We start from the raw sequence: 26,194 nt of genomic DNA on the forward strand, positions 1-26,194 counted from the left end.
CGTTACTTGAGGCTGACGCCGTAGAAGGTGTGGCGGCCGAACGGCGACAGCTTGAAGTCCACCACCTCCTTGCGCACCGGCTTCAGCTGCACCGCGTGCGCGATGGTGAACCACGGCGCCTGCTGCTTGAACACCACCTGCGCCTGTTCGTAGAGCTTGGTGCGCTCGGCCTTGTCGGTGACGGTCTTGGCCTTGGTGACGAGGTCGTCGTAGGTCTTGTCGCACCACTTGGCGATGTTGCCGCCGCCCTTCTCCGCCGCGGCGCAGCCGAGCAGGGTGTGGAGGAAGTTGTCGGGATCGCCGTTGTCGCCGGTCCAGCCGAACATCGCGCTCTGGTGCTCGCCCTCCTGGGCGCGCTTGCGGTACTCGCCCCACTCGTAGGACTTGATCTCGGCCTTCACCCCGATCTTGGCGAGGTCGGCCTGCATCAGCTCGGCGATGCGGCGGGCGTTGGGGTTGTAGGGCCGCTGCACCGGCATCGCCCACAGGTCCATCGAGAAGCCGCTGCCGAGGCCCGCCTCGGCGAGCAGCTTCCTGGCCGCGTCCGGATCGTAGGGATCGTCCTTGATCGCGTCGTCGTAGGACCACATCGTCGGCGGGATCGGGTTCTTGGCGGCGATGCCGGTCGAGAGGTAGACCGCGTCGATGATCGCCTTCTTGTTGATCGCCATGTTCAGCGCCTTGCGCACGCGCACGTCGTCGAACGGCTTCTTCTTGGTGTTGTAGGCCAGATACCCGATGTTGAGGCCGGGCTGCTCCAGCACCTGGACGTTTGCGTCCTTGCGCATCGCGTCGACGTCGGCCGGGTTCGGGTACGGCATGACGTGGCACTCGCCCTTCTGGAGCTTGGCCCAGCGCACCGAGGCATCCGGCGTGATCGCGAAGACCAGGTCGTCGAGAGCGGCCTTGCCGGCATAGTATTGCGGGAAGGCGCGGTACCGGACGATCGCGTCCTTCTGGTACTGCAGCAGGTAGAACGGCCCGGTGCCGATCGGCTCCTGGTCGAGCTTGTCCGGCGTGCCGGCCTTCATCATCGCGTCGGCGTATTCCTTCGACTGTACCGCGGCGAAGGGCATGGCCAGGTCAGCGAGGAAGGGCGCCTCGGGCCCGGTCAGGGTGAAGCGGACCGTGTAGTCGTCCACCTTGTCCAGCGACGACAGGAGCTTGGGCAGCCCCATGTCGTTGAAGTAGGTATGGTTGGAGCTGGTCACCCGGAAGAACGGGTTGTTTTCCTTCCACTGCCGCTCGAACGAGAAGATCACGTCGTCGGCGTTGAAGTCGCGCGTCGGCTTGAAGATCTTGTTGGAGTGCCACTTCACGCCCTTGCGCAAGTGGAAGGTGTAGGTCTTCCCGTCCTCCGACACGTCCCACTTCTCGGCGAGGTCCGGCACCACGTTGGTGGTGCCGCGCTCGAAATTGACGATGTTGGAGTAGATCTGCGAGCCGGCGTCGAACGAGGTGCCGGTGGTGTTCACCGCCGGGTAGAAATTCTCCGGGCTGCCCTCGGAGCAGTAGACCAGCGTCTTGGCGCCGGCCGGCAGGGTTGCCGCCAGGGCGGTCGCGGCACCGAGAACCACCGCCAGGGACGCGCGCTTCATGCTCTGCTCTCCGATCGAGGGCCTGACGGCCTTGCTTGCGCCACTTCTGGCGGGTTTCCGATCTTTTTCGCAAGGCCCCCGCCGATGGGACGCACAGTCGCGTAACCTCCGGCCGATTGTGGTCGCGCCTGGACTCGTGTCTGGTTCCGGACGGACCGTCGGCGTGCACCGCCGTTGCGACGGTCGGTTCGGAGGCTGCGTGGCGCCTGAATCCTCACCTGCCGTGGAGTGCCGGACGGTCGCGCAGGCCTGTCGCGGCATCGCCCGGCAGCTCGCGGTACTCGACGAGCGCCGGCGCCGGGGCCTGCCGACCGGGCACACGGAGGAGGCCCTGCGCGCCCTGCGGGTCGAGCTCGGCCTCGCCTATGCCCGCGAGGCGGTCGGCGTGGCGGAGCTGCGCCATCGGATGGCGGGGCAGGCGGAGTGAGCGCGGGCTTCGGTCCCGGCGCGGATCGCTCGTAGACCGGCGCGAGGCACCCGCAGAAGCAGGGCTGCCGGGGAAAAGAAGAAGCGCGGGTTCCCTCCTCTCCCCGCCCGCGGGGGAGAGGAGATTTTCCGTGCCTCGCCTTTCCGGGACGGCCCCGTCACGGCGGCAGGGTCGGGCTCCGTCAGCCCTCCACCGCCATCCCGCAGGCCTGCGCGATCTCCCGCGACAGGGCCTCGCGCAGGGCCGCCACCGCCGGGTGCGTCGCGCTGGCATAATCCCGCCCGCCGATCCGCCGCACCGGCGCGACCAGCCGCAGGGAATTGGTGAGGAAGACCGCATCGGCTTGCGCCAGGTCCTCGGGCGTCAGCGGCCGCTCGGCCGCGCCGAGCCCGAGGCCGGGGGCGAGCGCCAGCACCCGGGCGCGCATGATGCCAGCGAGCACCCCCTCGTCCAGGGGCGGCGTCGCCACCTCGCGCCCCGAGACCGCGAACAGGGTGCCGATGCCCGCGCAGGCGACCCGCCCGGCGGTGTTGAGGAAGACCGCCTCGTCGTGGCCGTCCTGCGCCGCCGCCTCGGCGGCCAGCACCGCGTCGAGGTAGCCGAGCGTCTTGTGGCGCGAGGCCGGCGAGGTCTCGTTGCGGCGGATCGCGCTCCAGCCGAGGGAGACCTCCGAGAACGCCGTGCCGGGTCGCAGCGGGGCGACGGCGGCCCACAGGACGGGCCGAGGAGCGACCGGCGGGCGCAGGCCCCGCGGGCCGGGCCCACGGGTCACGGTGGTGCGGATCGCGGCACGCGGATGGCGCGCCGCCACCGCCCGCATCGCCGCCCGGGCCTCCCCGAGGTCGACCGCGAAGCCGAGCGCCGCCCCGGCCGCCCCCAGCCGCGCCAGGTGCGCCTCTTCCTCGACGACGCGGCCGCCGAGCGCCAGGGCGGTGTCGAACACCCCGTCACCGAGCAGCAGGCCCCGGTCGGCGAGGTCGAAGGGCAGGACCGTACCATCGTGGAGTGCGCCCTCACGCCACAGCACGGTCCGCCCCTCCCTCCGCGTGCCAGCGCCGGGCGAGGCGCAGGAAGTTGCCGAACAGGGCGTGGCCGTGCTCGGTCAGCACCGATTCCGGATGGAACTGCACGCCGTAGGTCGGGTGGCGGCGATGCGAGAGCGCCATCACCTCGCCCTCGGGCGAGACCGCATCGACCGTGAGGTGCGGGTCCATCGCGGCCTGTGGCGTCACGATCAGCGAGTGGTAGCGCCCGACGGTCAGCGGCGCCGGCAGGCCGGAAAAGAGGTTTTGTCCCTCGTGCGCGATCGCCGTCGCCTGGCCGTGGAGGGGGCGCGCCGCCCGCTCGACCCGGCCGCCGAAGGCCGCCCCGATGCATTGGTGGCCGAGGCAGACGCCGAGCAGCGGCACCGCGCCCGACAATTCGCGGATGGCGGGAAGCGACACCCCGGCCTCGGCCGGGCTGCACGGGCCGGGCGAGATCACCACGGCCTGCGGGACGAGCGCCCGGATGCCGGCGACGTCGAGGGCGTCGTTGCGCACCACCCGGACCGCTTCGCCCAGCTCCTCGAGGTAGCGCACCACGTTGAAGACGAAGGAATCGTAGTTGTCGACGACGAGGATCATGCGCCCTCCCCGGTCGCGAAGGCCGAGAAGACCCGCTCGGCCTTGGTCAGGGTCTCGCGGTACTCGGATTCGGGGTCGGAGAGCAGCGTGACGCCGCCGCCGGCCTGGAGCACGGCCCGGTTGTCGTCGAGCATCACCGTGCGGATCGCGATGCTGGTGTCGAGGCTGCCGTCGAACCCGATCCAGCCGATCGCCCCGCAATAGGCCTCGCGGGCATCGCCCTCGATCTCCGTGATGATGTCCATGGCGCGCAGCTTCGGCGCCCCGGTGATCGAGCCGCCCGGGAAGGTGGCGGCCAGCAGGTCGAGCCCGTCCGCCCCCTCCTTCAGCGTGCCGGTCACCGCCGAGACCAGGTGGTGGACCCCGGCATAGGTCTCGATCCCGCACAGCGTCGGCACCGCGACGCTGTGGGGCGCGCAGATCCGCGACAGGTCGTTGCGCAGGAGATCGACGATCATCACGTTCTCGGCCCGCTCCTTGGGGTCGGCGGCGAGCGCCTCGGCCCGGGCCCGGTCCTGCGCCGGGTCGTCCGCGCGGCGCGCCGTGCCCTTGATCGGCCGGGTCTCGACCGCGCGGCGATCGAGGCGCAGGAAGCGCTCGGGCGAGGACGAGGCGAGGGTGAGCCCGTCGCCCTCGAGATAGGCCGCGAAGGTCGCGGGGTTCTTCGTCCGCAGGCGGCGGTAGAACGCGAAGGCGTCGAAGCCCGGCGGCAGGTCCGCCTCGAAGCGCTGGGCGATGTTGGCCTGGTAGATGTCCCCGGCCCGGATGTAGTCGCGCACCCGCTCGACCGCCCGGGCATAGGCCTCGGCGGTGAAGTTCGAGCGCCAGGCGAGCGGCGCGACCGGGGCCGGCGCACCCTCGGGCGCCGGCCGGCTTAGGGCCGCCGCCAGGGCGTCGAGGTCGCGCGCGGCCTTGCGCGCCCGGGCGTCGGGATCGGTCTCGGGAAAGCCGGTGGCGATCAGCCGGCAGGTGCCCGTCCGATGGTCGAAGGCGACGACCGTGGCGTAGAGGCTGACCGCGAGGTCGTCGGCGAGGCCGGCCCGCCGGGCCGGCGCCACCACCCGCTCCAGGCTCGCGCCGAGATCGTAGGCGAAATAGCCGATCGCCCCGCCCTGGAACGGCGGCAGGTCGGGATCGGCCTCGATCCGGTAGGGCGCCAGCACCGACCGCAGGGCCTCGAGGGGCGGGCCCGGCACCGCCGCGCCGTTCCAGGTCGCCCGGCCGTCCCGGGCGCGAAAGGTCCCGAACGGCGCGGCGGCGAGGTAGGAGTGGCGCCCGAGCGTGTCGTGCCGCATCGCGCTGTCGAGGAGGGCCAGCCGGCCGAGGCCGGCCCCGCGCAGGCGGGCGGCCGCATCGGCGGGATCGAGCGGGGGAAACGGGCGGCTCCACATCGCGCCGTGATAGCGGAGGCGGGGGGGAGAGCGGAAGCCGTCCGTCGGTCGGAAGGCCCGCCCCGTGACGCCCGCCCTCCCCTGTGCTAGAGCCCTGCCCCAGCACCCTTCCCTAAATCCTTGATCCCGCTCGCTGCCCCCTTGGCCGTGGGCCGGCGCCGCATCCCCTCATCGCCATGAACGCACCCGCCCCCAAGATCTCCTTCGTGTCGCTCGGCTGCCCCAAGGCGCTGGTCGATTCCGAGCGCATCCTCACCCACCTGCGGGCCGAGGGCTACGAGCTGGCGCGCAAGCACGACGGCGCCGACGTGGTGATCGTCAACACCTGCGGCTTCCTCGATTCGGCCAAGGCCGAGTCGCTGCAGGCGATCGGCGACGCGATGGCGGAGAACGGCCGGGTGATCGTCACCGGCTGCATGGGCGCTCAGCCGGACGAGATCCGCGAAAAATACCCGAACCTGCTCGCGGTCACCGGGCCGCAGGCCTACGAATCGGTGGTGGCGGCGGTCCACGAGGCGGTGCCCCCGGCGCACGACCCGTTCCTCGATCTCGTCCCGCCCCAGGGCGTCAAGCTGACGCCGCGGCATTACGCCTACCTGAAGATCTCGGAGGGCTGCAACAACCGCTGCACCTTCTGCATCATCCCGCAGCTGCGCGGCGACCTCGTCAGCCGCCCGGCGGCGGATGTCCTGCGCGAGGCCGAGAAGCTGGTGAAGGCCGGCGTCAAGGAACTGCTCGTCGTCTCGCAGGACACCAGCGCCTACGGCATCGACACCCGCTACGCCACCAGCCAGTGGCGCGACCGCGAGGTGCGGGCCCGGTTCTACGACCTCGCCAAGGAACTGGGCGAGCTCGGCGCCTGGGTGCGCCTGCACTACGTCTACCCCTACCCGCACGTCGACGAGGTCATCCCGCTGATGGCGGAGGGCAAGGTGCTCCCTTACCTCGACATGCCGCTCCAGCACGCGAGCCCGACGGTGCTCAAGCGCATGCGCCGCCCCGGCAACCAGGAGAAGATGCTGGAGCGCATCCGCTCCTGGCGCACCACCTGCCCGGACCTCGCCATCCGCTCGACCTTCATCGTCGGCTTCCCGGGCGAGACGGAAGAGGAGTTCGAGGAGCTGCTGACCTGGCTCAAGGAAGCCAAGCTCGAGCGCGTCGGCTGCTTCCAGTACGAGCCGGTCCGCGGCGCGCCCGCCAACGCCGTCGCCGAGGCGGTGCCGGACGCGGTGAAGGCCGAGCGCCAGCGCCGGTTCATGGAGACGCAGCAGGCGGTCTCGCTCAAGCTCCAGAAGGCCAAGGTCGGCAAGCGCCTGCCGGTGATCATCGACGCCGCCGGCCCGACCGTCGCCAAGGGCCGCTCGAAGTACGACGCGCCGGAGATCGACGGCAACGTCCACGTCGCCTTCCGCCGCCCGGTCCGGGTGGGGGATATCGTGACGGTGAAGATCGAGTCGGCGGATGCCTACGACCTGCACGGGGTGGCGGTGTAAGGGCCCCAGCGGCCGTGCGCATCTCCTCCTCTCCCCGCGGGCGGGGAGAGGGCTTTGGTGACCTTGCCGTCACCAAAGCGAGGCGTTAGCCGAGGGTGAGGGGGTGTTTCCGGAGGAGTCCCGCTCGTCGAGACCCCCTCACCCTCGCTCCGGCTGGCGCCTGCGCTAGCCATGTCCCCTGAACGGCGACATGGCCCTCTCCCCGCCCACGGGGAGAGGAGAAAACCCGCGCTTCATCCGGAAAATCAGCGCCGCTGATGTGATGCCGGCGTTTTTTGCGAACCGGCTGGATCCTCACCCCCCGATCGCCCCGCTCCCCACCCGCTCCACCCCCGCCGCCGCCATGGCCTCCCAGGCGCGCGCCAGCGAGCCGCCGAGGTCGATCCCCCGGCAGGCATCGTCCATCACCACCGCCTGGAACCCCGCCTCCCGCGCGTCGAGGGCGCTCCAGCCGACGCAGTAATCGGTGGCGAGCCCGCATAGAAAGACCCGGGTGAGGCCGCGCTCGCGCAGGTAGCCGGCGAGCCCGGTCGGGGTGGTGCGGTCGGCCTCGCGGAAGGCCGAGTAGCTGTCGATCCCCGCCCGGTAGCCCTTGCGCAGGATCAGCTCGGCGTGGGGCAGGTCGAGCTTCGGCGAGAGTTCCGCGCCGGGCGTGCCCTGGATGCAGTGCTCCGGCCACAGCACCTGCTCGCCGTAAGGGAGCCGCACGGTCTCGAAGGGCTGCCTGCCCGGATGGCTCGTCGCGAAGGAGGCATGGCCGGCCGGGTGCCAGTCCTGGGTCAGGACGACGTGCCGGAAGCGTCGCCCCAGCGCGTTGATCGGCCCGATCACCGCGTCCCCGTCCGGCACCGCGAGCGCGCCGCCGGGCAGGAAATCGGCCTGGACGTCGATGACGAGGAGGAGGTCGGTCTCAGTCGGGTGCATGGTGCCGCGGTCTCCGGGCATCCGGGGCGGGGGCGTCCCGGATGCCGCAGGGTCAGCCTATCAGGGATGCATCACCGTGGCGCCCGTCGTCTGGCGCCCGGCGAGGTCGGCATGGACCTTCGGTGCGTCGGCGAGCTTCGCCCGGGCATGGACCGGGATCTTGACCGCGCCGCTCTTCACCACCTCGAACAGGTCGGCAGCCATCTCGTCCAGCACCGCCCGGTCGGCGGTGTGGGTGAACAGGGTCGGCCGCGTGGCGTAGAGCGAGCCCTTCTGGGCCAGGAGGTTGATGTCGAACTGCGTCACCGGCCCCGAGGCGCTGCCGAAATTCACGAAATAGCCGAACGGCCTGAGGCAATCGAGCGAGGCCGGGAAGGTCGCCTGGCCGACGCCGTCGTAGACCACCTGGCAGCCCTTGCCGCCGGTGATCTCCTTGACCTTCGCGGCGAAGTCCTCGTCCCGGTACAGGATGACGTGGTCGCAGCCGTGCTCGCGGGCGAGCGCGACCTTGTCAGGCGAGCCGACGGTGCCGATCACCGTGGCGCCGAGGTGCTTGGCCCATTGCGTCGCGATCAGCCCGACGCCGCCGGCGGCGGCGTGGAACAGGATCGTGTCGCCGGGCTGGACCCGGTAGGTGCGCCGCAGCAGGTACTGGGTGGTCAGGCCCTTCAGCATCATCGCGGCGGCGGTGTCGTCGTCGATGCCGTCGGGCACGCGCACCACGGACTTGGCGTCGATCACCACTTCCTCGGCGTAGGTGCCGGCGGCCGAGCCGTAGGCGACCCGCTCGCCGGGCTTGAGTCCGGTGACGCCCTCGCCCACCGACACCACGGTGCCGGCGCCCTCGTTGCCGGGGGTGAAGGGCAGCTGGGGCGCCTTGTACAGGCCGGAGCGGAAGTAGATGTCGATGAAGTTGACGCCGATCGCGCTCTGGCGCACCCGGATCTGGCCGGGGCCGGGATCGCCCACCGTGACGTCCTCGTAGCGCATCACCTCGGGGCCGCCGTACTCGTGAATCCGGATCGCCTTGGGCATCGTCCGCTCCCGTCTCCGTGTCTCTTGGTCTTGATCTCCCGGCGGATCATAGGTGGCGGCCGGCCTGCGGCAATGGCCGCGATGGCGGACCGGCCCTGCATGACCCAGATCTCCCGCACGCATCGATCGAGGACCGCCGTCGTGAGCCAGACCGCCGACCCGCAGACCGAAGGACCCCTCTACGACGTGGCGGTGGTCGGCGCCGGCGCGGTCGGCCTCGCCACCGCCCTGGCGCTCGCCCGCGACGGGGTGCGCACCGCCCTCGTCGGCCGCCACGCCCCCGTGGCCGACGGGCGCACCGTCGCCCTCCTCGACGGCTCGGTGCGGCTGCTGCGCGCGCTCGGTGCCTGGGAGGCGCTGGAGCCGCAGGCGGCGCCGCTCGCCGAGATGCACCTGATCGACGACACCGGCAGCCTGTTTCGCCCGCCCCCGGCCCGCTTCGTCGCCCGCGAGATCGGCCTCGACGCCTTCGGCTGGAACGTCGAGAGCGCCCGCCTCGTCGAGACCCTGCGGGCCCGCGCCCGGGCGGTGCCCGACCTGACCCTCGTCGAGCATGACGCCGCCGGCCGCACGGTCGAGGCCGACCGGACGGTGCTGGCGCTCGACGGAGGCGGCCGCGTCGCCGCCCGCCTCGTCGTCGCGGCCGATGGCGGCGCCTCGCCCCTGCGCGAGGCGGCGGGCCTCGCCGCCCGGCGCTGGACCTATCCGCAGAAGGCCCTGACCACGATCCTGGCCCATGCCCGCGACCACCGCGAGGTCTCGACCGAGTTCCACACCCGCGAGGGACCCTTCACCCTGGTGCCGCTGCCGGGCGGGCGCCGCTCGAGCCTGGTCTGGGTCTCGGCCGAGGCGCGGGCGGAGGCCTTGAGCGTCCTCGACGACGCGGCGCTCGCCGCGGCGATCGAGCGGCAGGCGCAGTCGATGTTGGGTGCCATGCGGATCGACGGGCCGCGGGGCCTGGTGCCGATGCGCGGCCTCTCGGTGCCGCGCCCGGTCGGGCCGCGGCTGGCGCTCGTCGGCGAGGCCGCCCACGTCTTCCCGCCGATCGGCGCGCAGGGGCTGAACCTCGGCCTGCGCGATGCCGCGGCGCTGCGCGACGCGGTGGTGGAGGGGATGCGCGATCCCGGCTCGGAGGCGGTGCTGGCGGGCTTCGCCCGCGGCCGGGCCCTCGATGCCCGGTTGCGCACCGGCGCGGTCGACACCCTCAACCGCAGCCTGCTCACCGCCTTCCTGCCGAGCGATCTCGCCCGCGGCGCGGGGCTGCTCGCCCTCTCGACCATCGCCCCCCTGCGCCGCCTGGTGATGCGCGAGGGCGTGACCCCGCGGCTGGGGACGCCGAGCCTGATGCGGGGGTGAGTATCCCCGGCGTTCTCACACCCTCGGGGTCATCCCGGGTTCTCGCCTTCGGCGAGCCCCGGGATGACGCGGCCGGATCGTCGATGTCGGCGTCGATCCGGCCTCGACGGGGCGATGACCGGAATTCGCCATTCTATGGCGCGTTGCTGGCGCTGCGGCGGGTCGAGCTGGTCGCCATCGTGTCGGGCGACCAGTCGAAGGCGGTGCCGGCGCGCCCCAGCCGCTCGCCGTGGGCGAACAGGGCCCGCATGTAGCCCTGCTCGAACGGCGTCTGCGAGACCTGGCCGAAGCGCTGGTCGATGGTGGCGACGTGGATCGGCGTGCCGGTGCGGGCGGCAAAAGCCTTCGTCACCGCGATGGCGCCGGCGGTCTGGGCCTTGATCATCGCCGAGAGCGAGCGGCCGAGGATGCTCAGCATCGAACGCTGGGCGACCTGGAAGTCCGGCGCCTGCGAGGTGTTGACGACGACGTAGACCTCCGGCGCCGGCAGCTTGTCGTCTGCCGGCGATGCGCCCTCGACCTGCTCCAGCAACGAGCGGCCCGGCGCGACGAAGAACGGCGCGGTGGCGCCGCCATCGGCGTGCATCTCCTGGAAGCGCTTGCCGTCCGGGCCGGCGGAATCGATCATCACCGGCGGGAAGATGCCCGGGATCGCCGCCGAGGCCAGCATCACCTCGCGGAACAGCTTGAGCCCGGCGGGCCCGCCGGCCGTCGCGATGGCGCCCATGTCCCACAGGGTCGGGCGCAGGGAATCGAGCTCGGTGGTGACGACGAGGAGGCGCCGCCCCTTGCGGTGCTCGGCCGCCACGGCGGCGAGCAGCGCGGGCGTGACGCTGCGCTCGATGCCGCGCTTGAGCGGCCAGGTGTCGGTCAGGCTCTCCTGGCCGCCGCCGAACTCGAACACGTCCGCCGCCGAGGTGTCGGTATAGGCCTTCTCCAGGGCGCCGTCCTGCGAGGCGCCGACGAAGGCGAAGGGCGCGATCAGCGCGCCGGTCGAGACGCCGGTGACCACGCCGAAGTCCGGCCGCGTGCCGGCCTGGGTCCAGCCCTTGAGGAGGCCGGCCGCGAAGGCGCCGTTCTCGCCGCCGCCCGATAGGGCGAGCCAGGGCGCGCGGGACGCCATCGCGGCGTCGCCGATGAAGGTCCTGAATGCCGCCGGGTCGTCGCCCGGCAGCCGCACCGCGGCGGGCAGCCCCTCCGGGCGCGCCGCCGCCAGCTCCTCGGCCGTGAAGCCCGCCCGCACGGTCGAGCGCTGCCGATCCGCCACCGTGCCGGCCCGGGCCGGTGCTCCCGGCGCCGTCGCCGCCAGGACGAACGTCGCCATTACCGCGCCGGCCAGCCGGCGTCGGCTCATCTCTCGCGACATGAGTGTCGATCCTCCGCCGCCCGCCTCCTCCGATGAACGTCAAGCTCGGGCCCACGTTCCATGCCGCGGCTGCGAAACGGCCGGCGAAGGCAGGACGTCCGTCGATCGCGCACGAACTTCCCGCGCCAAAGGGATCCGGGATGCCAGTCCGGCGCGGACCATGTCGACAATCCGGCGTCGGGATGGCGCTGTTAGGGCAATATTGCCGGGCAGGGAACGGCGGGATCGACAAGCGACGACTTGCACCCGGTGGGGCGAAGACGGATCGCCGCCCGGCCGGCTCCGGGGTGCGTGCCTGCGGGCGGGCCTCCTTCCCGTGGGCGGGCCCGGGACCGGCCGTCCTCCCGCCCGACCTTCTGCCGAGACGCCAGGCCCTTTACGGCCGCGGCGCGCCTGCACTAACCCTCGGGCACGGCCGCGCTCGTTGCGAGGACGGGCTCGCCGGGGTCGGAGACGATACGCCCATGAAACTGCCGCGCCGCTTCTTCCAGCCCCTGGCCACCGGGGCCCCGGCCCCGTTCCGCGAGCTGCCGGTGCGCCTGGAGCGCATGATCCACTTCGTGCCGCCGCACAACGACAAGGTCCGGGCCCGGGTGCCGGAGCTGGCGACGCAGGTCGACGTGGTGCTGGGCAACCTCGAGGACGCCGTTCCGGCCGACCAGAAGCTCAACGCCCGCAAGGGCTTCATCGCAATGGCGCGGGACGTGGACTTCGCCGCCCACGGCACCGGCCTGTGGACCCGCGTCAACGCCCTCAACAGCCCGTGGCTGCTCGACGACCTCCTGGAGATCGTGGCCGAGGTGGGAAACAAGCTCGACGTCGTGATGGTGCCCAAGGTCGAGGGACCCTGGGACATCCACTACGTCGACCAGCTGCTCGCCCAGCTCGAGGCCCGGGCCGGGGTGACGAAGCCGATCCTGATCCACGCCATCCTGGAGACCGCGGAGGGCGTGGCCAATGTCGACGCCATCGCCTGCGCCTCGCCGCGCATGCACGGGATGAGCCTCGGGCCGGCGGATCTGGCGGCGTCCCGCGGCATGAAGACCACCCGGGTCGGCGGCGGCCACCCCGACTACAAGGTCATCGCCGATCCGACGCCCGGCGTCTCCGAGCGGTCGAGCGTGCAGCAGGACCTCTGGCACTACACCATCGCCCGGATGGTCGATGCCTGCCAGGCCAACGGCCTCAAGGCGTTCTACGGCCCGTTCGGCGACTTTTCCGACGCCGCCGCCTGCGAGGTCCAGTTCCGCAACGCCTTCCTGATGGGCTGCGCCGGCGCCTGGACCCTGCATCCGAGCCAGGTCGCCATCGCCAAGTGCGTCTTCGCCCCCGACACCGCCGAGGTCGCCTTCGCCCGGCGCATCCTGGAGGCGATGCCCGACGGCACCGGCGCGGTGATGCTCGACGGCAAGATGCAGGACGACGCCACCTGGAAGCAGGCCAGCGTGATCGTGAACCTCGCCAAGCTCGTCGCCGCCAAGGACCCCGACCTCGCCCGGGCCTACGGCCTGGAGGCGTGACGCTCCCGGCATCGTGAGGCCCGAGGGGGCGGGACCCGGCGCGGCGCGGCCCGCGCGCCGGTGCAATCCCGCCCCCGTCATCCTATGTTGACGCCCATGCCCTTCGGACAGACCATCTCCGCCATGCCCGCCCCGCAGCCCGACGCCGCGCCGTCCGGCGCGGTCATCCGCCTCGCCCGGTTCAACATCGGCGACGTCGTGCGCCACCGGATCTACCCGTTCCGCGGCATCATCTTCGACGTCGACCCGGTCTTCGCCAACACCGAGGAATGGTGGCAGGCGATTCCCGAGGAGGTGCGGCCGTCCAAGGACCAGCCGTTCTACCACCTGCTCGCCGAGAACCAGGAGACCGAGTACGTCGCCTACGTCTCGGAGCAGAACCTGGTGCCGGACGAATCCGGCGAGGCCCTGCGCCACGCCCGCATCGCCGAGATGTTCGAGCGCGACGCGCAGGGCGGCTACCGCATGCGGGGCGACGCGGCGAACTGAGGCCGGGAGGCGTCCCTCGCCCTTCTCCAGTCGTCACCCAAACGGAAAGGGCCGGGCGTCGCCGCCCGGCCCTTTCCCGTAGCGGGTCGCGGGCAGAGGGCCCACGACGCCGACCGAATCCTCGGCCCGGCCCTTACTTCGCCGGGGTCGCGGCCGCCGCCGGGGCGCCGCCCTTCTGCTCGAGCTGCTTGCGCATCTCCTCGGAGCGCTTCTCGAGCTCGGCCTGGAGCTTCTTCTGCTGCTCCTCGAGCACCTTCGGGTCGATCGGGGCGCCGTCGAACGCCTTGCCGAAGCCGGCCAGCGGCACCGCGAAGGTGACCTCGCGCTGCATCTGGTTCTGCACGCTGACGTTCAGGGTAGTGCCCTTCTTCATCGCGGCGACGACGTCGTCCTTCAGGCCCGGGGCCTCGGCGAAGCAGCCGTTCGGGAAGCAGACGGCGTAGCGGCCGGGGGTCGGCTGGCCGTTGTCGACGGTGAAGCGGATGCCGGGCGCCAGCAGCAGGCCGAGCGGCATCAGGAAGCGCACCACCTTGGTGCCCTGCGGGCCCTTCATGTCGTAGACCGCCACGGCCAGCACCGCCTGGCCCTGGTCGGAGACGAAGTCGCGGGTGGTGTAGCAGACCTCGTTGCCGCTGCCCTGGTCCTTGCCGCAGACCTTGGTCCAGTCGGCCTGGGACGGCTCGGCCTTCACCTGCACGACCATCGGGCCGGTCTGCTGCTGGCCCTGCGCGGCGGGCGCCGCGGGAGCGGGGGCGGCCGGCGCCGGGGCGGCGGGCTTCTTGGGCTGGGCGAGCGCCGGGGCGGTCGCGAGACCGAGCCCGAGGCCGGCCAGGGCGAAAGCGGTGGCGACCTGGTGCGGGCGCGCGGGACGATTCGCGAAGAACATCAGGAGTGGACCCCTCAAGCGGCAGAAAGCCGAACGGCAAGAACGTCGGTGGCCGATGGCGCGCGGACCCGCGGGACGGGTGCGCCGGCGGCAGCGGAGCGCGACCGCAGGGCTCCGCCCGGCCTCCGGGGCGCCTGCTTTCCCCCGGATTGAGGCGAAGGCAAGGCCTGCCGGCTGCCGGCCGAGGGCCCCTTAGCCGATACGGCCGCCGACCGCGAGGGGGCCGGGCGGCTTAAAGCGGCCTTAACCATGCGACGGCAGGATGCCCGGTGGGCTCAAGGGGCGGGCGGGGTGACGGCGGTGGCGGCTCTGGCGATGATGAGACGAGACGACGCGTCGTTCCTCGGCGCCGCGGAGCCCGACATGCCGGCCGCGACGCCCGTGCCCGCCGCCGCGCCGATGGGGCTGTGCGCGCTGCTCGCCGCCGTCGCCGACCGGCACCCCGCCCGCATCGCCTTCGTCGACCAGGCGAGCAAGCCGGATTGGTGCGGCCGCCCCGCCATCGCCTGGACCTTCGCGGCCGCCCGCGAGATCGTCGCACGCCTCGCCGAAGGCCTGCAGCAGCTCCGGCTGCCGCCGCGGAGCCCCGTCGGCCTGTGCATGGCCGGCATGGCCGAGGCGCATCTCGCCTTCCTGGCGATCGAGCAGGCCGGCCACGTCCCCTGCCTGCTGCCGGTCACCTGGGACGAGGACCGCCTGCTCCAGGCCGTCGAGTCCGCGCAGATCCTCGCCATCCTGACCCAGGGTGTGCTCGGGGCCGAGCGGCCCGCCGAGACGATGTGCCGGGTCGCGATGCGCTACTTCCCGCTGCGCTTCGTCGCCGCCTTCGGCCCGCACGTCCCGGACGGCGTCCTGAGCCTCGACCAGGTCGTCCTCGACCACCGGGGCGACGCCGCCGCCCTCGGCACCGGGCCGGCCGCCGGCCTCGTGACCTTCGCGCTGCCCGGCGCTCCCCCGGCCGGGCCCGCCGGCCCGCCGCCCGAGCCCGCGGGCGCCCCCGTGGCGGTGCGCCGCGAGGCCGAGGCGCTGACGGCCGCCGCCGCCGGCTGCCTGGCGCCGATGCGGGTCGAGCCCGGCGACCGGATCCTCAGCCTCATGCCGCCGAGCGACCTCAAGGGCCTCGCCACCGGGCTCGCCGCCGCGCTGCTCGCCGGTGCCACCCTCGAATGCCACCCGGTCTTCGAGGCCGGCACCCTCTCGGCCGCCCTCGACCAGCCGGTGCCGACCCACCTCGTCGCCCCGGCCTGGATGGAGGCGGGCTTCGCCCGCACCACCGTGGCGGGCCGCCTGCGCACCCTCGCCTACGTCCACCGGGCGCCCTGCCGCCTCAGCGGCCGCCTGCCGGGCCGGGCCGGCGTCGTCGACATCCTGGCCTTCGACGAGACCGCGCTCCTGTGCGGCCGGCGCGACGCCCAGGATGTCGGCCTCGTCCTGGCGGCCCCCGAGCGGGCCGCGCTGGCCCCCGAGCGGGCCGCGCTGGCCCCCGAGCGGGCCGCGCTGGCCCCCGAGCGGGCCGCGATGGCCCCGGAGCGGGCCGCCCTGGCGCCCGAGCGCGTCGCCCCGATTCCCGAAAGGACCGCCGACCGTACCGGGCTGGTCCAGCTCCGCCGCGATCCGGACGGCCGCCTGAGCTTCCGGGGCGCGGCCTGCACCGCCCGGATGTTGCATCGCGGTATCACGCGGGAGGAAAATCAGGATGGGTGGATGCCCTCCCGCTTCCGGCCGTCGCTCTTCGCCGGCGTCGCCACGGCGGTCGCGGAGGTCTGATCCGGCGCCGGCAAAATTCCGGCCCCGCCCCGAGGTCGAGAAAGTCGATTTTCTTCAAAGGGTTGACGGGTGGTCCAGGGCGCCTGTCCGGGCCCGGGACGCCTTCCGGCGGCCGCCCGGACGGTGAACCTTTGTCGGCTCACGGCGTTACTGCCCCGGTGCCTTCACGAAAGGCGCGCGATCGGCTAACGCTTGAACATGGGTGCGCTGCAAAAAGTTCTCGTCGTGGACGATGGCCACCGCGCCGTCGACCGGGCCCTCTCCGCGGAGCTGGCCGAGCTGGGCTATGCCAGCGTCACCGCCTCCCTCGAGGCGGCGGACGATGTTCTGGCGATGATGCCGAACCCCGCGGCCGTGCTGCTGCACGTCCCGCGCCGCGACACCGGCGGTACCTTCCGCCTCCAGTCCGAGCGCCTGCGCGAGCGGCTGCGCGGTGCCGGCGTCCCGGTGATCGAGGTCGACGCCGCCGGCCAGCAGACCGGCGCCCCGATCGACCTGCAGAGCCGCATCGGCACGCGGGTGCTGAACGAGCCGGAATTCTGATCCCGACGACCGGACCGTCCCGGTCGTCCCCGGGCCTCTGGCCTCGGCACGAGGCCGCGGACGGCCTCGTGTTCCCTCACCCCGCCTGCAGCAGCTTCACCGCCGCGTCGCGCTCGAACAGGTAGAGCAGCGCCCGCAGGGCCCGGCCGCGCTCGGACTTCAGCCCCGGATCGCGCTCGACGACGAGCTTGGCGTCGTCGCGGGCCGCCACGATCAGGTCGCCGTCGACCTCCGGCCGGGCGAGGCGGAAGGCGGCGAGCCCCGACTGGCGGGTGCCCAGCACCTCGCCCTCGCCGCGCAGGCGCAGGTCCTCCTCGGCGATGCGGAAGCCGTCCTCGGTCTCGCGCATCATCTCGAGGCGCGCTCGCGCCACCTGGCCGAGCGGCCCCTTGAACAGCAGCAGGCAGGTCGAGGCGCCCGAGCCGCGCCCGACCCGGCCACGCAGCTGGTGCAGCTGCGCCAGCCCGAAGCGCTCGGCGTGCTCGATCACCATCACGGTGGCCGCCGGCACGTCGACGCCGACCTCCACCACCGTGGTCGAGACCAGGATCTTGGTGTCGCCGGTCACGAAGCGCTCCATCGCCTCGTCCTTGTCCTTGCCGGCCATCTTGCCGTGGACGAGGCCGACCGCCTCGCCGAAGCGCTCGCGCAGGGCCGAGAAGCGCTCCTCGGCGGCGGCGAGGTCGACGTATTCGGATTCGGCGACGAGCGGGCAGATCCAGTAGACCCGGTCGCCCTTGGCGAGCGCCCGCTCCAGCCCGAGCGTCACCTCCTCCAGGCGATCGGTCGAGACCAGCACGGTCTTGATCGGCTGGCGTCCGGCCGGCTTCTCGTCGAGGACCGAGACCTCCATGTCGCCGAAGCAGGTCAGCGCGAGCGTGCGGGGGATCGGGGTCGCGGTCATCACCAGCACGTCCACCGCCGCGCCCTTGGCGCCGAGCGCCAGGCGCTGGTGCACGCCGAAGCGGTGCTGCTCGTCCACCACCGCGAGGCCGAGATCGTGGAACGCCACGTCGTCCTGGAACAGGGCGTGGGTGCCGACGACGACGTGGATCGAGCCGTCGGCGAGGCCGGCGAGCGTCGCGCGCCTTTCCGCCGCCCGGTCGCGGCCGGTGAGCAGCGCCAGCCTCAAGCCCGCGGTCTCGACCAGCGGCCGCAGGCGCTCGGCGTGCTGGCGGGCCAGGATCTCGGTCGGCGCCATCATGGCCGCCTGACGCCCGGCCTCGATCGCCGACGCCATGGCGAGCAGGGCCACCGCGGTCTTGCCCGAGCCGACATCGCCCTGCAGCAGGCGCAGCATGCGCCGGTCCGAGCCCATGTCGCCGCGGATCTCGGCGAGCGCGCGGGTCTGCGCGCCGGTGAGCCCGAACGGCAGGGCGGCCTCGATCCGCCGCGACAGGACACCGTCGCCGACATTGGTGCGGCCGGGCGGGCGGTGCATCCGGCTGCGCACCAGCGCCAGCGCCAGCTGCGAGGCCAGAAGCTCGTCGTAGGCGAGGCGCCGGCGCGCCGGGGTCTTGAGGTCCTCCTCGGTCTCGGCGGCCTCCGCCGGGCGGTGCTCGGTGCGCAGCGCATCGGCGAAGGCCGGCCAGCCCTGGCGGTCGAGGAAGGCCCGGTCCTGCCACTCGGGCAGGACGGGGAGCCGGTCGAGGGCCGAGACCGCGAGCTTGCCGATCGCCCGCGAGGTCAGGCCCTCGGTGGCGCCGTAGATCGGCTCCACCGCCGGCAGGTCGGCCAGCCCCTTCTCGTCGAGGATGCGGGAGGGGTGGACCATCTGGCGAAAGCCGTCCCACAGCTCGATCCGGCCCGACACGTAGCGGTGGCTGCCGAGCGGCAGCATCTTCTCGATGCGGGCGCGGGGCAGGTTGAAGAACACCAGGGTGATGTCGCCGGTCTGGTCCTCGACCAGCACCCGGAACGGCTTTCGGCCCGCCGTCTGCGGCGGGCGGTGGGCCACCACCGTGACGCCGAGCGTCACCGGCTCGCCGGGCGGCGCCTCGGCGATCGAGCCGCGCAGCTGCCGGGCGATGCCGCGCTGGGGCAGGTGGAACAGGAGGTCGACCACCCGGGCCGGGCGCTCCGGCGTGCCGACGAGCTTGTCGATCAGCACGGCGACCTTGGGACCGGCCCCCGGCAACACGGTCGCGGGGGCGAACAGGGGATCGAGCAGGGAGGGACGCAGCGACATCGGGGCGGGAGCGGAGGGAGGTCGGGGGCTCTATACACCACGGCGGCGCGGCTGCGGGACGCTGCGTGTCGCATCGCGTGCTTCGCGCCCCATATGGGCGGGGAAGGGTTTCGCACCCGCGCCCCGGACGGTAAAGCCGTCCGGACCAGCCCGAGGACTTGTCTCGCGATGACCGGCACCACCCGCACCAGCGCCGACCTCGATCCGCGCCGCCGCCGCACGCTCTACCGCTCCTGGCACCGGGGCACCCGGGAGATGGACCTGATCATGGGCCGCTTCGCGGATGCCGAGATCGGGACCCTCACGGAGGAGGAACTCGACGATTTCGAGCTCCTGATCGAAGTGCCCGACCGCGACCTCTTCCGCTGGATCACCGACGAGGCCGAGGCGCCGTCGAACTACGACACCGCGGTCTATCGCCGGATGAAAGCGTTCCACCAGCACGGGGCGCCGGTGGATCTGTGAGGCGGTCCTAACAAGCGCGAGGTTTCAAGGTGAGGCGCAGGCTCTCTCCTCTCCCCGCGGGCGGGGAGAGGGTCGTGTCCCCGTCCAGGGGATGCGACAAGCCCGAAGGGCGAGGGTGAGGGGGTGTCTCCGAATGAGGCTCTTCCGGCACCACCCCCTCACCCTCGCTTCGGCTGCGCCTCCGCTCGTCACGGCCCCGACGAGGGGGCCGTGACCCTCTCCCCGCCCGCGGGGAGAGGGGAAACCGCGCTTCATCCTGAAGCAATATGTTCGCCGAAATCCCTCGCCGTTCCTTGACCGGCCCGTACGCCTGAAAAGACCCGCTCAGACCCGATGGCCAAGCCCGCCCCCAAAGCCCCCGCCCCGCCCGCGCCGGTCAAGAAGCCCGCGGCCGCCCGCTTCGCCCTGCCGAAATCCGCGGCGCTGACCAAGGCCGTGGAGGCGCTGAAGGCCGGCGACAGCGCGACGCTGGCGCGGGTGCCGGACGGGTTCGACGCCCTGGTGGTGGCCGACCTCGCCCGGGCCCTGTCGCAGGTCTCCGAGGGGCCTGCGGTCCTGGTCCATGTCGCGCGCGACGGCACCCGCTCGGCGGCCTTCGCCAGCGCGCTGTCCTTCGTGGCGCCCGAGATCGAGGTGATGAGCGTCCCGGCCTGGGACTGCCAGCCCTACGACCGGATCTCGCCCAACCCGGCCATCGCGGCGCAGCGCATGACGGCGCTGTCGCGGCTTGCCCGCACCCGCTCCTCGGCCGAGAAGCCGCGCATCCTCACCACCACGGTCAACGCCCTGGTGCAAAGGGTGCCGCCGAAATCCCGCATCGCCGTCGAGACGTTTTCCGCCGCGCCGGGCAACGCGCTCGATACCGACCAGATCGTCGCCTGGCTCGAGGCCAACGGCTTCCTGCGCACCGGCACCGTGCGCGACACCGGCGAGTACGCGGTGCGCGGCGGCATCATCGATCTGTCGCCGCCGGGACTGCCGAACCCGGTCCGCCTCGACTTCTTCGGCGACACCCTCGAATCGATCCGCGCCTTCGATCCCGAGACCCAGCGCACCATCGGACAGTTGCGCTCCCTCGACCTCGTGCCGATGAGCGAGGTGCAGCTCACCACCGAGACGATCCGGCGCTTCCGCCAGGGCTACGTCACGACCTTCGGCGCCGCGACCCGGGACGACCGGCTCTACGAGACGATCAGCGAGGGCCGGCGCTATGCCGGCCTCGAGCACTGGATGCCGCTGTTCTACGACCACCTCGACACGCTGTTCGACTACGTCGCCGGCGTGCCCCTCATCCTCGACCACCAGGTCGACGACGCGGTGGCCGAGCGCCTGAGCCAGGTGCAGGAATACTACGACGCCCGCTGCGAGGCCCTGAAGGAACGCCAGAGTGGCACCGCGCCCTACAAGCCCCTGAAGCCCGACGCGCTCTACCTCTCGCCGAACGAGTGGGCGAAGCGCATCGAGGGCGCGACCGTCGCTCGGCTTGCCCCCTTCGACGTGCCGGAGGTCTCCGGCCGCAAGCTCATCGACGGCGAGGGCACGCCCGGCCGCAGCTTCGCCCCCGAGCGGGCGCAGGAGGGCGTCAACGTCTTCGACGCGGCGGTGACCCACATCCGCGAGCTGCAAGGCACGGGCCATCACGTCGTCCTGGCGGCGTGGTCGGAGGGCTCGCGCGACCGGCTCTGCGGTGTGCTGACCGAGCACGGCCTGCCCAAGCCCAAGACCATCACGCGGCTCTCCGACATCCTGGCGATGAAGCGCGGCCAGGATCTCGGCGTCGCGGTCTGGGGCCTGGAGGCCGGCTTCTCGGCGGGCCAGCTCGCCGTGGTGGCCGAGGGCGACATCCTCGGCGACCGGCTGGTGCGGCCCAAGCGCAAGGCCAAGCGCCCCCAGGACGTGATCCTGGAGGTGCAGGCGCTGGCGCCCGGCGACCTCGTGGTCCATGCCGATCACGGCATCGGCCGCTTCATCGGGCTCAAGACCGTGACGGCGGCGGGTGCCCCCCACGACTGCCTGGAGATCCAGTATAGCGGCGGCCTGCTGCTGCTGCCGGTCGAGAACATCGAACTCCTGACCCGCTACGGCTCGGAGGATGCCGACGTCGCCCTCGACAAGCTCGGCGGCGGGGCCTGGCAGGCCCGCAAGGCCAAGCTCAAGCGCCGGATCATGGAGATGGCCGGCGCCCTCATCAAGGTCGCGGCCGAGCGCTTCCTGAAGTCGGCGCCCAGGATGGCCCCGCCGGAAGGCACCTACGGCGAGTTCGCCGCCCGCTTCCCCTACGAGGAGACCGAGGACCAGGAGGCGGCGATCGCCGCGACGCTGGGCGACCTCACCTCGGGCCGGCCGATGGACCGGCTGGTCTGCGGCGATGTCGGTTTCGGCAAGACCGAGGTGGCGCTCCGCGCCGCCTTCGTCACCGCGCTCTCGGGCAAGCAGGTGGCGGTGGTGGTGCCGACCACGCTGCTCGCGCGCCAGCACGCTCGCACCTTCGAGGCCCGCTTCAAGGGCCTGCCGGTCAACGTCGCGCAGGCCTCGCGCTTCGTCAGCAACGCCGAATTGAAGAAGGTCCGCGAGGGCCTGGCCGACGGCTCGGTCGACATCGTGGTCGGCACCCACGCGCTGCTCGCCAAAAACATCGCCTTCAAGGATCTCGGCCTCATCATCATCGACGAGGAGCAGCATTTCGGCGTCTCCCACAAGGAGCGGCTGAAGGCGCTGAAGGCGGAGGTCCACGTCCTGACGCTCTCCGCCACGCCGATCCCCCGCACGCTCCAGCTCGCCATGACGGGGGTGCGCGAACTCTCCATCATCGCGACGCCGCCGGTCGACCGGCTGGCGGTGCGCACCTTCGTGATGCCGTTCGATCCGCTCTCGATCCGCGAGGCGCTGCTGCGCGAGCGCTACCGCGGCGGCCAGGCCTTCTACGTCGTGCCGCGCATCGAGCACCTGGAGGAGGTCAAGCGCTTCCTCGACCGCGAGGTGCCGGAGGCCAAGGTGGCGGTGGCCCACGGCCAGATGGCGGCGGGCCAGCTCGAGGACGTGATGACGGCCTTCTACGAGGGCCAGTACGACATCCTGCTCGCCACCACGATCGTCGAATCGGGCCTCGACATCCCGACCGCCAACACCTTGATCGTCCACCGCGCCGACATGTTCGGCCTCGCCCAGCTCTACCAGCTGCGCGGCCGCGTCGGCCGCTCCAAGGCCCGGGCCTACGCGCTGTTCACCACGCCGGAGGGCAAGCCCCTGACGGTGCAGGCGGAACGGCGCTTGAGCGTGCTGCAGTCCCTCGACACGCTCGGCGCCGGCTTCCAGCTCGCCAGCCACGACCTCGACATCCGCGGCGCCGGCAACCTGCTCGGCGACGAGCAGTCCGGCCACGTCAAGGAGGTCGGCTACGAGCTCTACCAGCAGATGCTGGAGAGCGCGGTCGCGGCGCTCAAGTCCGGCAACGCGCTGCCGACCGACGAGCAATGGTCGCCGACCATCGCGCTCGGCGCGCCCGTCACGATGCCGGAGGAGTACGTCGCGGACCTCTCGGTGCGGCTCGGCCTCTACCGCCGCCTCGCGACGCTGGAGAACGACCGCGAGCTCGAGAGCTTCGGCGCCGAGCTGATCGACCGCTTCGGCCCGCTGCCGCCGGAGGTGGAAGAGCTTTTGAAGATCGTGACGATCAAGATCCTGTGCCGCCAGACCAACGTCGAGAAGGTCGAAGCCGGCCCGAAGGGCATCGTCATGCACTTCCGCGACCGCTCCTTCGCCAACCCGGCCAAGCTCGCCGGCTACATCGCCGACCAGCGCTCCTTCGCCAAGGTGCGCCCGGACATGAGCGTGGTGTTCATCCGCGATCTGGCGACGGTGGCGGAGCGGCTGAAGGAGACGACGGGGATCTTGCGGGATCTGGTGAAGCTGATCACGCGGAAGAAGGCGGCGTGAGGGGCGTGGGGACGGCTTCGACCCGTCCCCCTTTCCCGGGCGGCTGTCGTGACAGCGGAAGGGGATCCGGAAGAGGGAAAGTCCGGCCTTATGGAGCAGATGCACCACATACGGTGGCGTTAGCCACTCTTTGTGATGCGTACAGAGTGCGTGCGATGTCACACTTGATAGGTTTGTGGCCCCCTACCCAACGGCTGCCTGGACACCATCTTTAGACCTGTTATCCACAGGAATTCCGGCCCTGCCTGTGGGTATCGCGAACGAGACAGGGCCGCGCACCCGAGGCCAGCGCAGCGTTCATAGTGTGTAAACCCGAGCTTGGCAGCGTCTGAGTATGGCCAAGCCTCGTCACCCATTTTTCAAGCCGACAGCCAGCCGCAAGGGTGAGGGTGCCGACATGGCCACAAAAATTACCTCTCGCCCTGTCAGCGGAGATGGGTATATCAAAGTTAAGGTTCCCGGAGCCGGCGAAGTGCGTCTTGATCTCAAGAAGCACATAGATAGCTCTTTGAAGTCGGCTAGCAATGCCCTCAACGATCGATACAAGTTCTCAATCCGCAACGGGAAACGAGACCGCTAGCCTCTTCCCACGCCCTCCGGGCATTGGAGGCGAGGGGCACAACACAGTATATCAGCGCATGATGGACAGAGTGGAGGCGGAAAATAATCCGGTTCCACTTGTCTTAGCATGCGTCGCGTACTCGATGTATAAGAATGAAAAAAGAGCTTGGATAACCGAGGGGACGAAAAACAATGGCGTCAAGCCGACGCCTGAGCAGCTTGATTTCTATGTGTCAAGCTGGAGTGATCTAAATATCGAAAGAACATTTGCTGCAGCTAAACAAGAAATAGATAATTTTATTGAAAATATCATTGCTGCAACCACAGAAGATCTTAAAGAGGAAGTTTTTCAGGCATTGTTCCGCCAAATCGCCGATCAAGTCGACGCGCATTCAAACGCCAGCGTAGTGAGGGCACAAAGCCTTTCAAGCTTAATTAAAACAAGAACTAAAAACAACTGGCTTACTGCCGCGCTTGTAGATATTGTTGTCAGCGTCACGGCTAATTTTATTTGGTTTGCGCTAACAATCGTTATAATTATGGGACTTTATGCTCAGTTTGATCTTAACAGGCTTGCTGATAGAGCCAAAAATCTTTTTAGCCCACAAGAGCAATCGCAGCCTGCGCCTGATAAAAAATAATAATTTCATTCTATTCTGATTTCTTTCGCACCAATAGCAGATAGGCATTGCAAAAAGAAGACTGCGGTGAACTTGCCGCGAGCCAGCTTGTTCCGAACGTTTGGTTCGCTTTCTTCAACGCCGATAGCATCAAGCTTCTCAACAAGCTGAGCATAGGTTATGCCCTTGCGCTTCAACTCCGCCTTGAGAATGCCCTTCACGCGGGCGTCCCACGCTTCCTCATTACCCTCAGCCATGATGCACTCCATACGCTTGCGAGTGTCATCATATGCGATGCGATTGCCCTTGACTACGATGCTGATATGTCATCATATGCGATGCATAGGCATCGGAAGCAATGGCAATGGCTCAACACTTCCTCCTCTCGGCCCAAGCCCGCACCCTCTCGCTCACGGCGATCTACAAGGGCGGCGAGGACAAGGCTTACGCGACCTTTCGGCGCCTTCGCTGGCCCGAGACGGATAGCGAGCCCGTGTGCCCGCGCTGCAGCTGCCTGGACCACTACGACATTGCGACCCGCCGCCGCTTCAAGTGCGCTGGCTGCCGTCACCAGTACTCAGTGACGAGCGGGACGATCTTTGCCTCGCGCAAGCTCTCGTTCATGAACCTCTGCGCCGGCATCGCGATCTTCGTGAACGCGGTGAAGGGCCTGTCCGCGCTCCAACTCGGCTGTGACCTCTCCGTCTCCTACAAGACGGCGTGGGTCCTTGCGCACAAGCTGCGCGAGGCGCTGTCGGCTGAGATGAAGGGCTTCGTCCTTGAGGGTGAGGTCGAGATTGATGGCGCCTACTTCGGCGGTCATGTTCGCCCCGAGAACTGCAAGGAGGATTGCAAGGACCGTCGCCTCAAGGAGAACCAAAGCGAAGAGCGCCGAGTCGTCATCATCATGCGCCAGCGTGCCGGCCGGCCCCTGACGTTAGTTGAGCGAAAGGAGGCTGCTGGCGTGGCTCTGGCGGCTCAGCACGTCGCGCCGGGCTCCAAGGTGTTCTGACGAGGCGAGCCACTGGGACGCCCTCCACGCCCACTTCCCCGACGCGGGCCGCATCAACCACTCTCAGGCGTACTCGGACGACAGCTGCAACACGACCAAGCCGAGAGCTTCTTCGCCCGCCTGCGCCGCATGGTGAGCGGCCAGCACCATTTTGTCTCGGCGAGCTACCTCTACTAGTACGCCAACGAGGCGGCCTGAAAGGAGGATCACCGCTGCCTCAAAAACGGCAAAGCGTTCTCCCGCATCCTACGCCTCGTCCTTGTGTCGGCGAAGTCTGAGAGCTTCCGCGGTTACTGGCAGCGCCACCGCCTGCCAAAGGGAGTGAAGTAATGGCGCTCCCATAGGTCGTCACCACCCTTCGCGCCAAGTGAGATGAGATTGAGGCACAAATTGCCGAGCTACGGCGCCAACTGGCGGAGGCAGAGCGCGACCTATCCAGCGTGACGGCCGTTCTTGCACTTTGCGATCTGTCCCCAGCCACACAGGCCCGTTTCCCGGCCTCTGCTCACCTCAACCGGCTGTTCGCTTACGGGGAGATGTTCAAGCTGTCTAAGGCTGCGTTTGAGGAAGCCGGGCGTCCGCTCTCAACAAGGGAACTAGCTGCGGCTGTTATGCAATCAAAGGACTAGAATGAGAATGACATCCAATTAAGAAAGGCTGTGGCTTACAGATTTATACAATCGCTCGCACGGGCTGCCCGGTATAGCCGGATAGTTGATGCAGAGAAGCTTAAAATTGCTGGATTATGGAAATTAAATCCAGTAGAGGGGCCGATCAATTAAGGGCCGCTTTTTAGTATTTTTCTCTGAACGGCCGGCTTAGGGCAAACTTCGTGCTCAAACCAGGGCTCACAATCGTCGGAGCTTGAGATGCCTGCTATAATCCTCTGAAGGACCCCAGATGAAACAGATCCGATGGCCTTGCACTTTCCATGGGCTATCTGTTGCTCTAAGCCTATTTGTGCTGTCTTTTTGGCGTGGTAGTACGCTATA

General features: G+C 70.2%; 20 protein-coding genes and 1 pseudogene. 11 read left to right on the forward strand and 10 right to left on the reverse strand.

Going from position 1 to position 26,194, the window contains the following annotated elements; translation table 11 throughout:
- Window positions 1-2 precede the first annotated feature (2 nt).
- The gene (locus tag BMX97_RS00575) at window positions 3-1,598 is read right to left on the reverse strand and encodes an ABC transporter substrate-binding protein (RefSeq protein WP_091744382.1); all 1,596 of its coding nucleotides are present in this window, start codon (window positions 1,596-1,598) and stop codon (window positions 3-5) included.
- Window positions 1,599-1,797: 199 nt separating this feature from the next.
- On the opposite strand from BMX97_RS00575, the gene BMX97_RS00580 reads away from it, so the two are divergent.
- On the forward strand, window positions 1,798-2,025 hold the full coding sequence (locus BMX97_RS00580) for a hypothetical protein (RefSeq protein WP_143074529.1): 228 nt from the start codon (window positions 1,798-1,800) through the stop codon (window positions 2,023-2,025).
- Between the two features lie 181 nt (window positions 2,026-2,206).
- Here BMX97_RS00580 and BMX97_RS00585 read toward each other — a convergent pair whose 3' ends face one another.
- From BMX97_RS00585 to pabB, 3 genes are read right to left on the reverse strand one after another with little or no spacing between them, the layout of a single operon-like run.
- Window positions 2,207-3,052, reverse strand: coding sequence for an aminotransferase class IV (locus tag BMX97_RS00585; RefSeq protein ID WP_091744386.1), 846 nt, complete (start codon window positions 3,050-3,052; stop codon window positions 2,207-2,209).
- Window positions 3,039-3,650 (reverse strand): anthranilate synthase component II, encoded by a 612-nt coding sequence (locus tag BMX97_RS00590; RefSeq protein ID WP_091744388.1) that lies wholly within the window; start codon window positions 3,648-3,650, stop codon window positions 3,039-3,041. Before BMX97_RS00590 ends, BMX97_RS00585 begins: the two co-directional genes overlap by 14 nt.
- The gene (pabB, locus tag BMX97_RS00595; protein WP_091744390.1) at window positions 3,647-5,041 is read right to left on the reverse strand and encodes an aminodeoxychorismate synthase component I; all 1,395 of its coding nucleotides are present in this window, start codon (window positions 5,039-5,041) and stop codon (window positions 3,647-3,649) included. The genes BMX97_RS00590 and pabB overlap by 4 nt, the downstream gene beginning before the upstream one ends.
- A 176-nt stretch (window positions 5,042-5,217) precedes the next feature.
- On the opposite strand from pabB, the gene rimO reads away from it, so the two are divergent.
- Window positions 5,218-6,534 (forward strand): 30S ribosomal protein S12 methylthiotransferase RimO, encoded by a 1,317-nt coding sequence (rimO, locus tag BMX97_RS00600; RefSeq protein WP_091744392.1) that lies wholly within the window; start codon window positions 5,218-5,220, stop codon window positions 6,532-6,534.
- Between the two features lie 294 nt (window positions 6,535-6,828).
- On the opposite strand, the gene pncA is transcribed toward rimO, so the two are convergent.
- Together pncA and BMX97_RS00610 are read right to left on the reverse strand one after the other, a co-directional pair.
- Window positions 6,829-7,458, reverse strand: coding sequence for a bifunctional nicotinamidase/pyrazinamidase (gene pncA, locus BMX97_RS00605; protein WP_091744394.1), 630 nt, complete (start codon window positions 7,456-7,458; stop codon window positions 6,829-6,831).
- 60 nt (window positions 7,459-7,518) lie between these two features.
- On the reverse strand, window positions 7,519-8,493 hold the full coding sequence (locus BMX97_RS00610; protein WP_091744396.1) for a quinone oxidoreductase family protein: 975 nt from the start codon (window positions 8,491-8,493) through the stop codon (window positions 7,519-7,521).
- Window positions 8,494-8,634: 141 nt separating this feature from the next.
- Between BMX97_RS00610 and BMX97_RS00615 the strand changes: the two genes are divergently transcribed.
- Complete coding sequence (locus BMX97_RS00615) at window positions 8,635-9,849, forward strand: UbiH/UbiF family hydroxylase (protein WP_244538206.1); 1,215 nt, start codon at window positions 8,635-8,637, stop codon at window positions 9,847-9,849.
- Window positions 9,850-9,982: 133 nt separating this feature from the next.
- Here BMX97_RS00615 and BMX97_RS00620 read toward each other — a convergent pair whose 3' ends face one another.
- A complete protein-coding gene (locus BMX97_RS00620; RefSeq protein ID WP_091744398.1) occupies window positions 9,983-11,215 on the reverse strand; it encodes a patatin-like phospholipase family protein in 1,233 nt (410 codons plus the stop codon).
- A 464-nt stretch (window positions 11,216-11,679) separates the two neighbouring features.
- Here BMX97_RS00620 and BMX97_RS00625 point away from each other — a divergent pair, with 464 nt between their 5' ends.
- Complete coding sequence (locus BMX97_RS00625; RefSeq protein WP_091744400.1) at window positions 11,680-12,735, forward strand: HpcH/HpaI aldolase/citrate lyase family protein; 1,056 nt, start codon at window positions 11,680-11,682, stop codon at window positions 12,733-12,735.
- Between the two features lie 123 nt (window positions 12,736-12,858).
- On the forward strand, window positions 12,859-13,224 hold the full coding sequence (gene hspQ / locus BMX97_RS00630; protein WP_060849465.1) for a heat shock protein HspQ: 366 nt from the start codon (window positions 12,859-12,861) through the stop codon (window positions 13,222-13,224).
- Window positions 13,225-13,357: 133 nt separating this feature from the next.
- Here hspQ and BMX97_RS00635 read toward each other — a convergent pair whose 3' ends face one another.
- Window positions 13,358-14,110 carry an invasion associated locus B family protein gene (locus BMX97_RS00635; RefSeq protein ID WP_091744402.1) on the reverse strand — a complete coding sequence of 251 codons (753 nt, stop codon included), beginning with the start codon at window positions 14,108-14,110 and terminating at the stop codon, window positions 13,358-13,360.
- A gap of 249 nt (window positions 14,111-14,359) precedes the next feature.
- Between BMX97_RS00635 and BMX97_RS00640 the strand changes: the two genes are divergently transcribed.
- Together BMX97_RS00640 and BMX97_RS00645 are read left to right on the forward strand one after the other, a co-directional pair.
- Window positions 14,360-15,877 (forward strand): AMP-binding protein, encoded by a 1,518-nt coding sequence (locus BMX97_RS00640; RefSeq protein WP_244538207.1) that lies wholly within the window; start codon window positions 14,360-14,362, stop codon window positions 15,875-15,877.
- A 198-nt stretch (window positions 15,878-16,075) separates the two neighbouring features.
- Entirely contained in the window at window positions 16,076-16,420 is a 345-nt protein-coding gene (locus tag BMX97_RS00645) for a type 1 periplasmic-binding domain-containing protein (protein WP_060847822.1), read from the forward strand.
- 76 nt (window positions 16,421-16,496) lie between these two features.
- Here the strand turns inward: BMX97_RS00645 and recG are convergent, their stop codons facing one another.
- The gene (recG, locus tag BMX97_RS00650) at window positions 16,497-18,608 is read right to left on the reverse strand and encodes an ATP-dependent DNA helicase RecG (RefSeq protein ID WP_091744404.1); all 2,112 of its coding nucleotides are present in this window, start codon (window positions 18,606-18,608) and stop codon (window positions 16,497-16,499) included.
- A gap of 168 nt (window positions 18,609-18,776) precedes the next feature.
- On the opposite strand from recG, the gene BMX97_RS00655 reads away from it, so the two are divergent.
- The 3 genes from BMX97_RS00655 (at window position 18,777) to BMX97_RS31860 (ending at window position 24,211) form a co-directional block, all read left to right on the forward strand.
- Window positions 18,777-19,073 (forward strand): FAD assembly factor SdhE, encoded by a 297-nt coding sequence (locus BMX97_RS00655; RefSeq protein ID WP_060847824.1) that lies wholly within the window; start codon window positions 18,777-18,779, stop codon window positions 19,071-19,073.
- 333 nt (window positions 19,074-19,406) lie between these two features.
- The gene (mfd, locus tag BMX97_RS00660) at window positions 19,407-23,009 is read left to right on the forward strand and encodes a transcription-repair coupling factor (protein WP_091744406.1); all 3,603 of its coding nucleotides are present in this window, start codon (window positions 19,407-19,409) and stop codon (window positions 23,007-23,009) included.
- 638 nt (window positions 23,010-23,647) lie between these two features.
- Window positions 23,648-24,211, forward strand: a complete 564-nt coding sequence (locus BMX97_RS31860) for a hypothetical protein (RefSeq protein ID WP_143074531.1) — start codon at window positions 23,648-23,650, stop codon at window positions 24,209-24,211.
- Between the two features lie 5 nt (window positions 24,212-24,216).
- Here BMX97_RS31860 and BMX97_RS00665 read toward each other — a convergent pair whose 3' ends face one another.
- The gene (locus BMX97_RS00665) at window positions 24,217-24,447 is read right to left on the reverse strand and encodes a DUF6471 domain-containing protein (RefSeq protein WP_091745073.1); all 231 of its coding nucleotides are present in this window, start codon (window positions 24,445-24,447) and stop codon (window positions 24,217-24,219) included.
- Window positions 24,448-24,548: 101 nt separating this feature from the next.
- On the opposite strand from BMX97_RS00665, the pseudogene BMX97_RS00670 reads away from it, so the two are divergent.
- Window positions 24,549-25,532, forward strand: a pseudogene (locus tag BMX97_RS00670) (IS1595 family transposase).
- The last annotated feature ends 662 nt before the right edge of the window (window positions 25,533-26,194 follow it).

The sequence above is a fragment of the Methylobacterium sp. ap11 genome (assembly GCF_900110515.1).
In the GTDB taxonomy this organism is placed as follows: Bacteria; Pseudomonadota; Alphaproteobacteria; order Rhizobiales; family Beijerinckiaceae; genus Methylobacterium; species Methylobacterium ajmalii.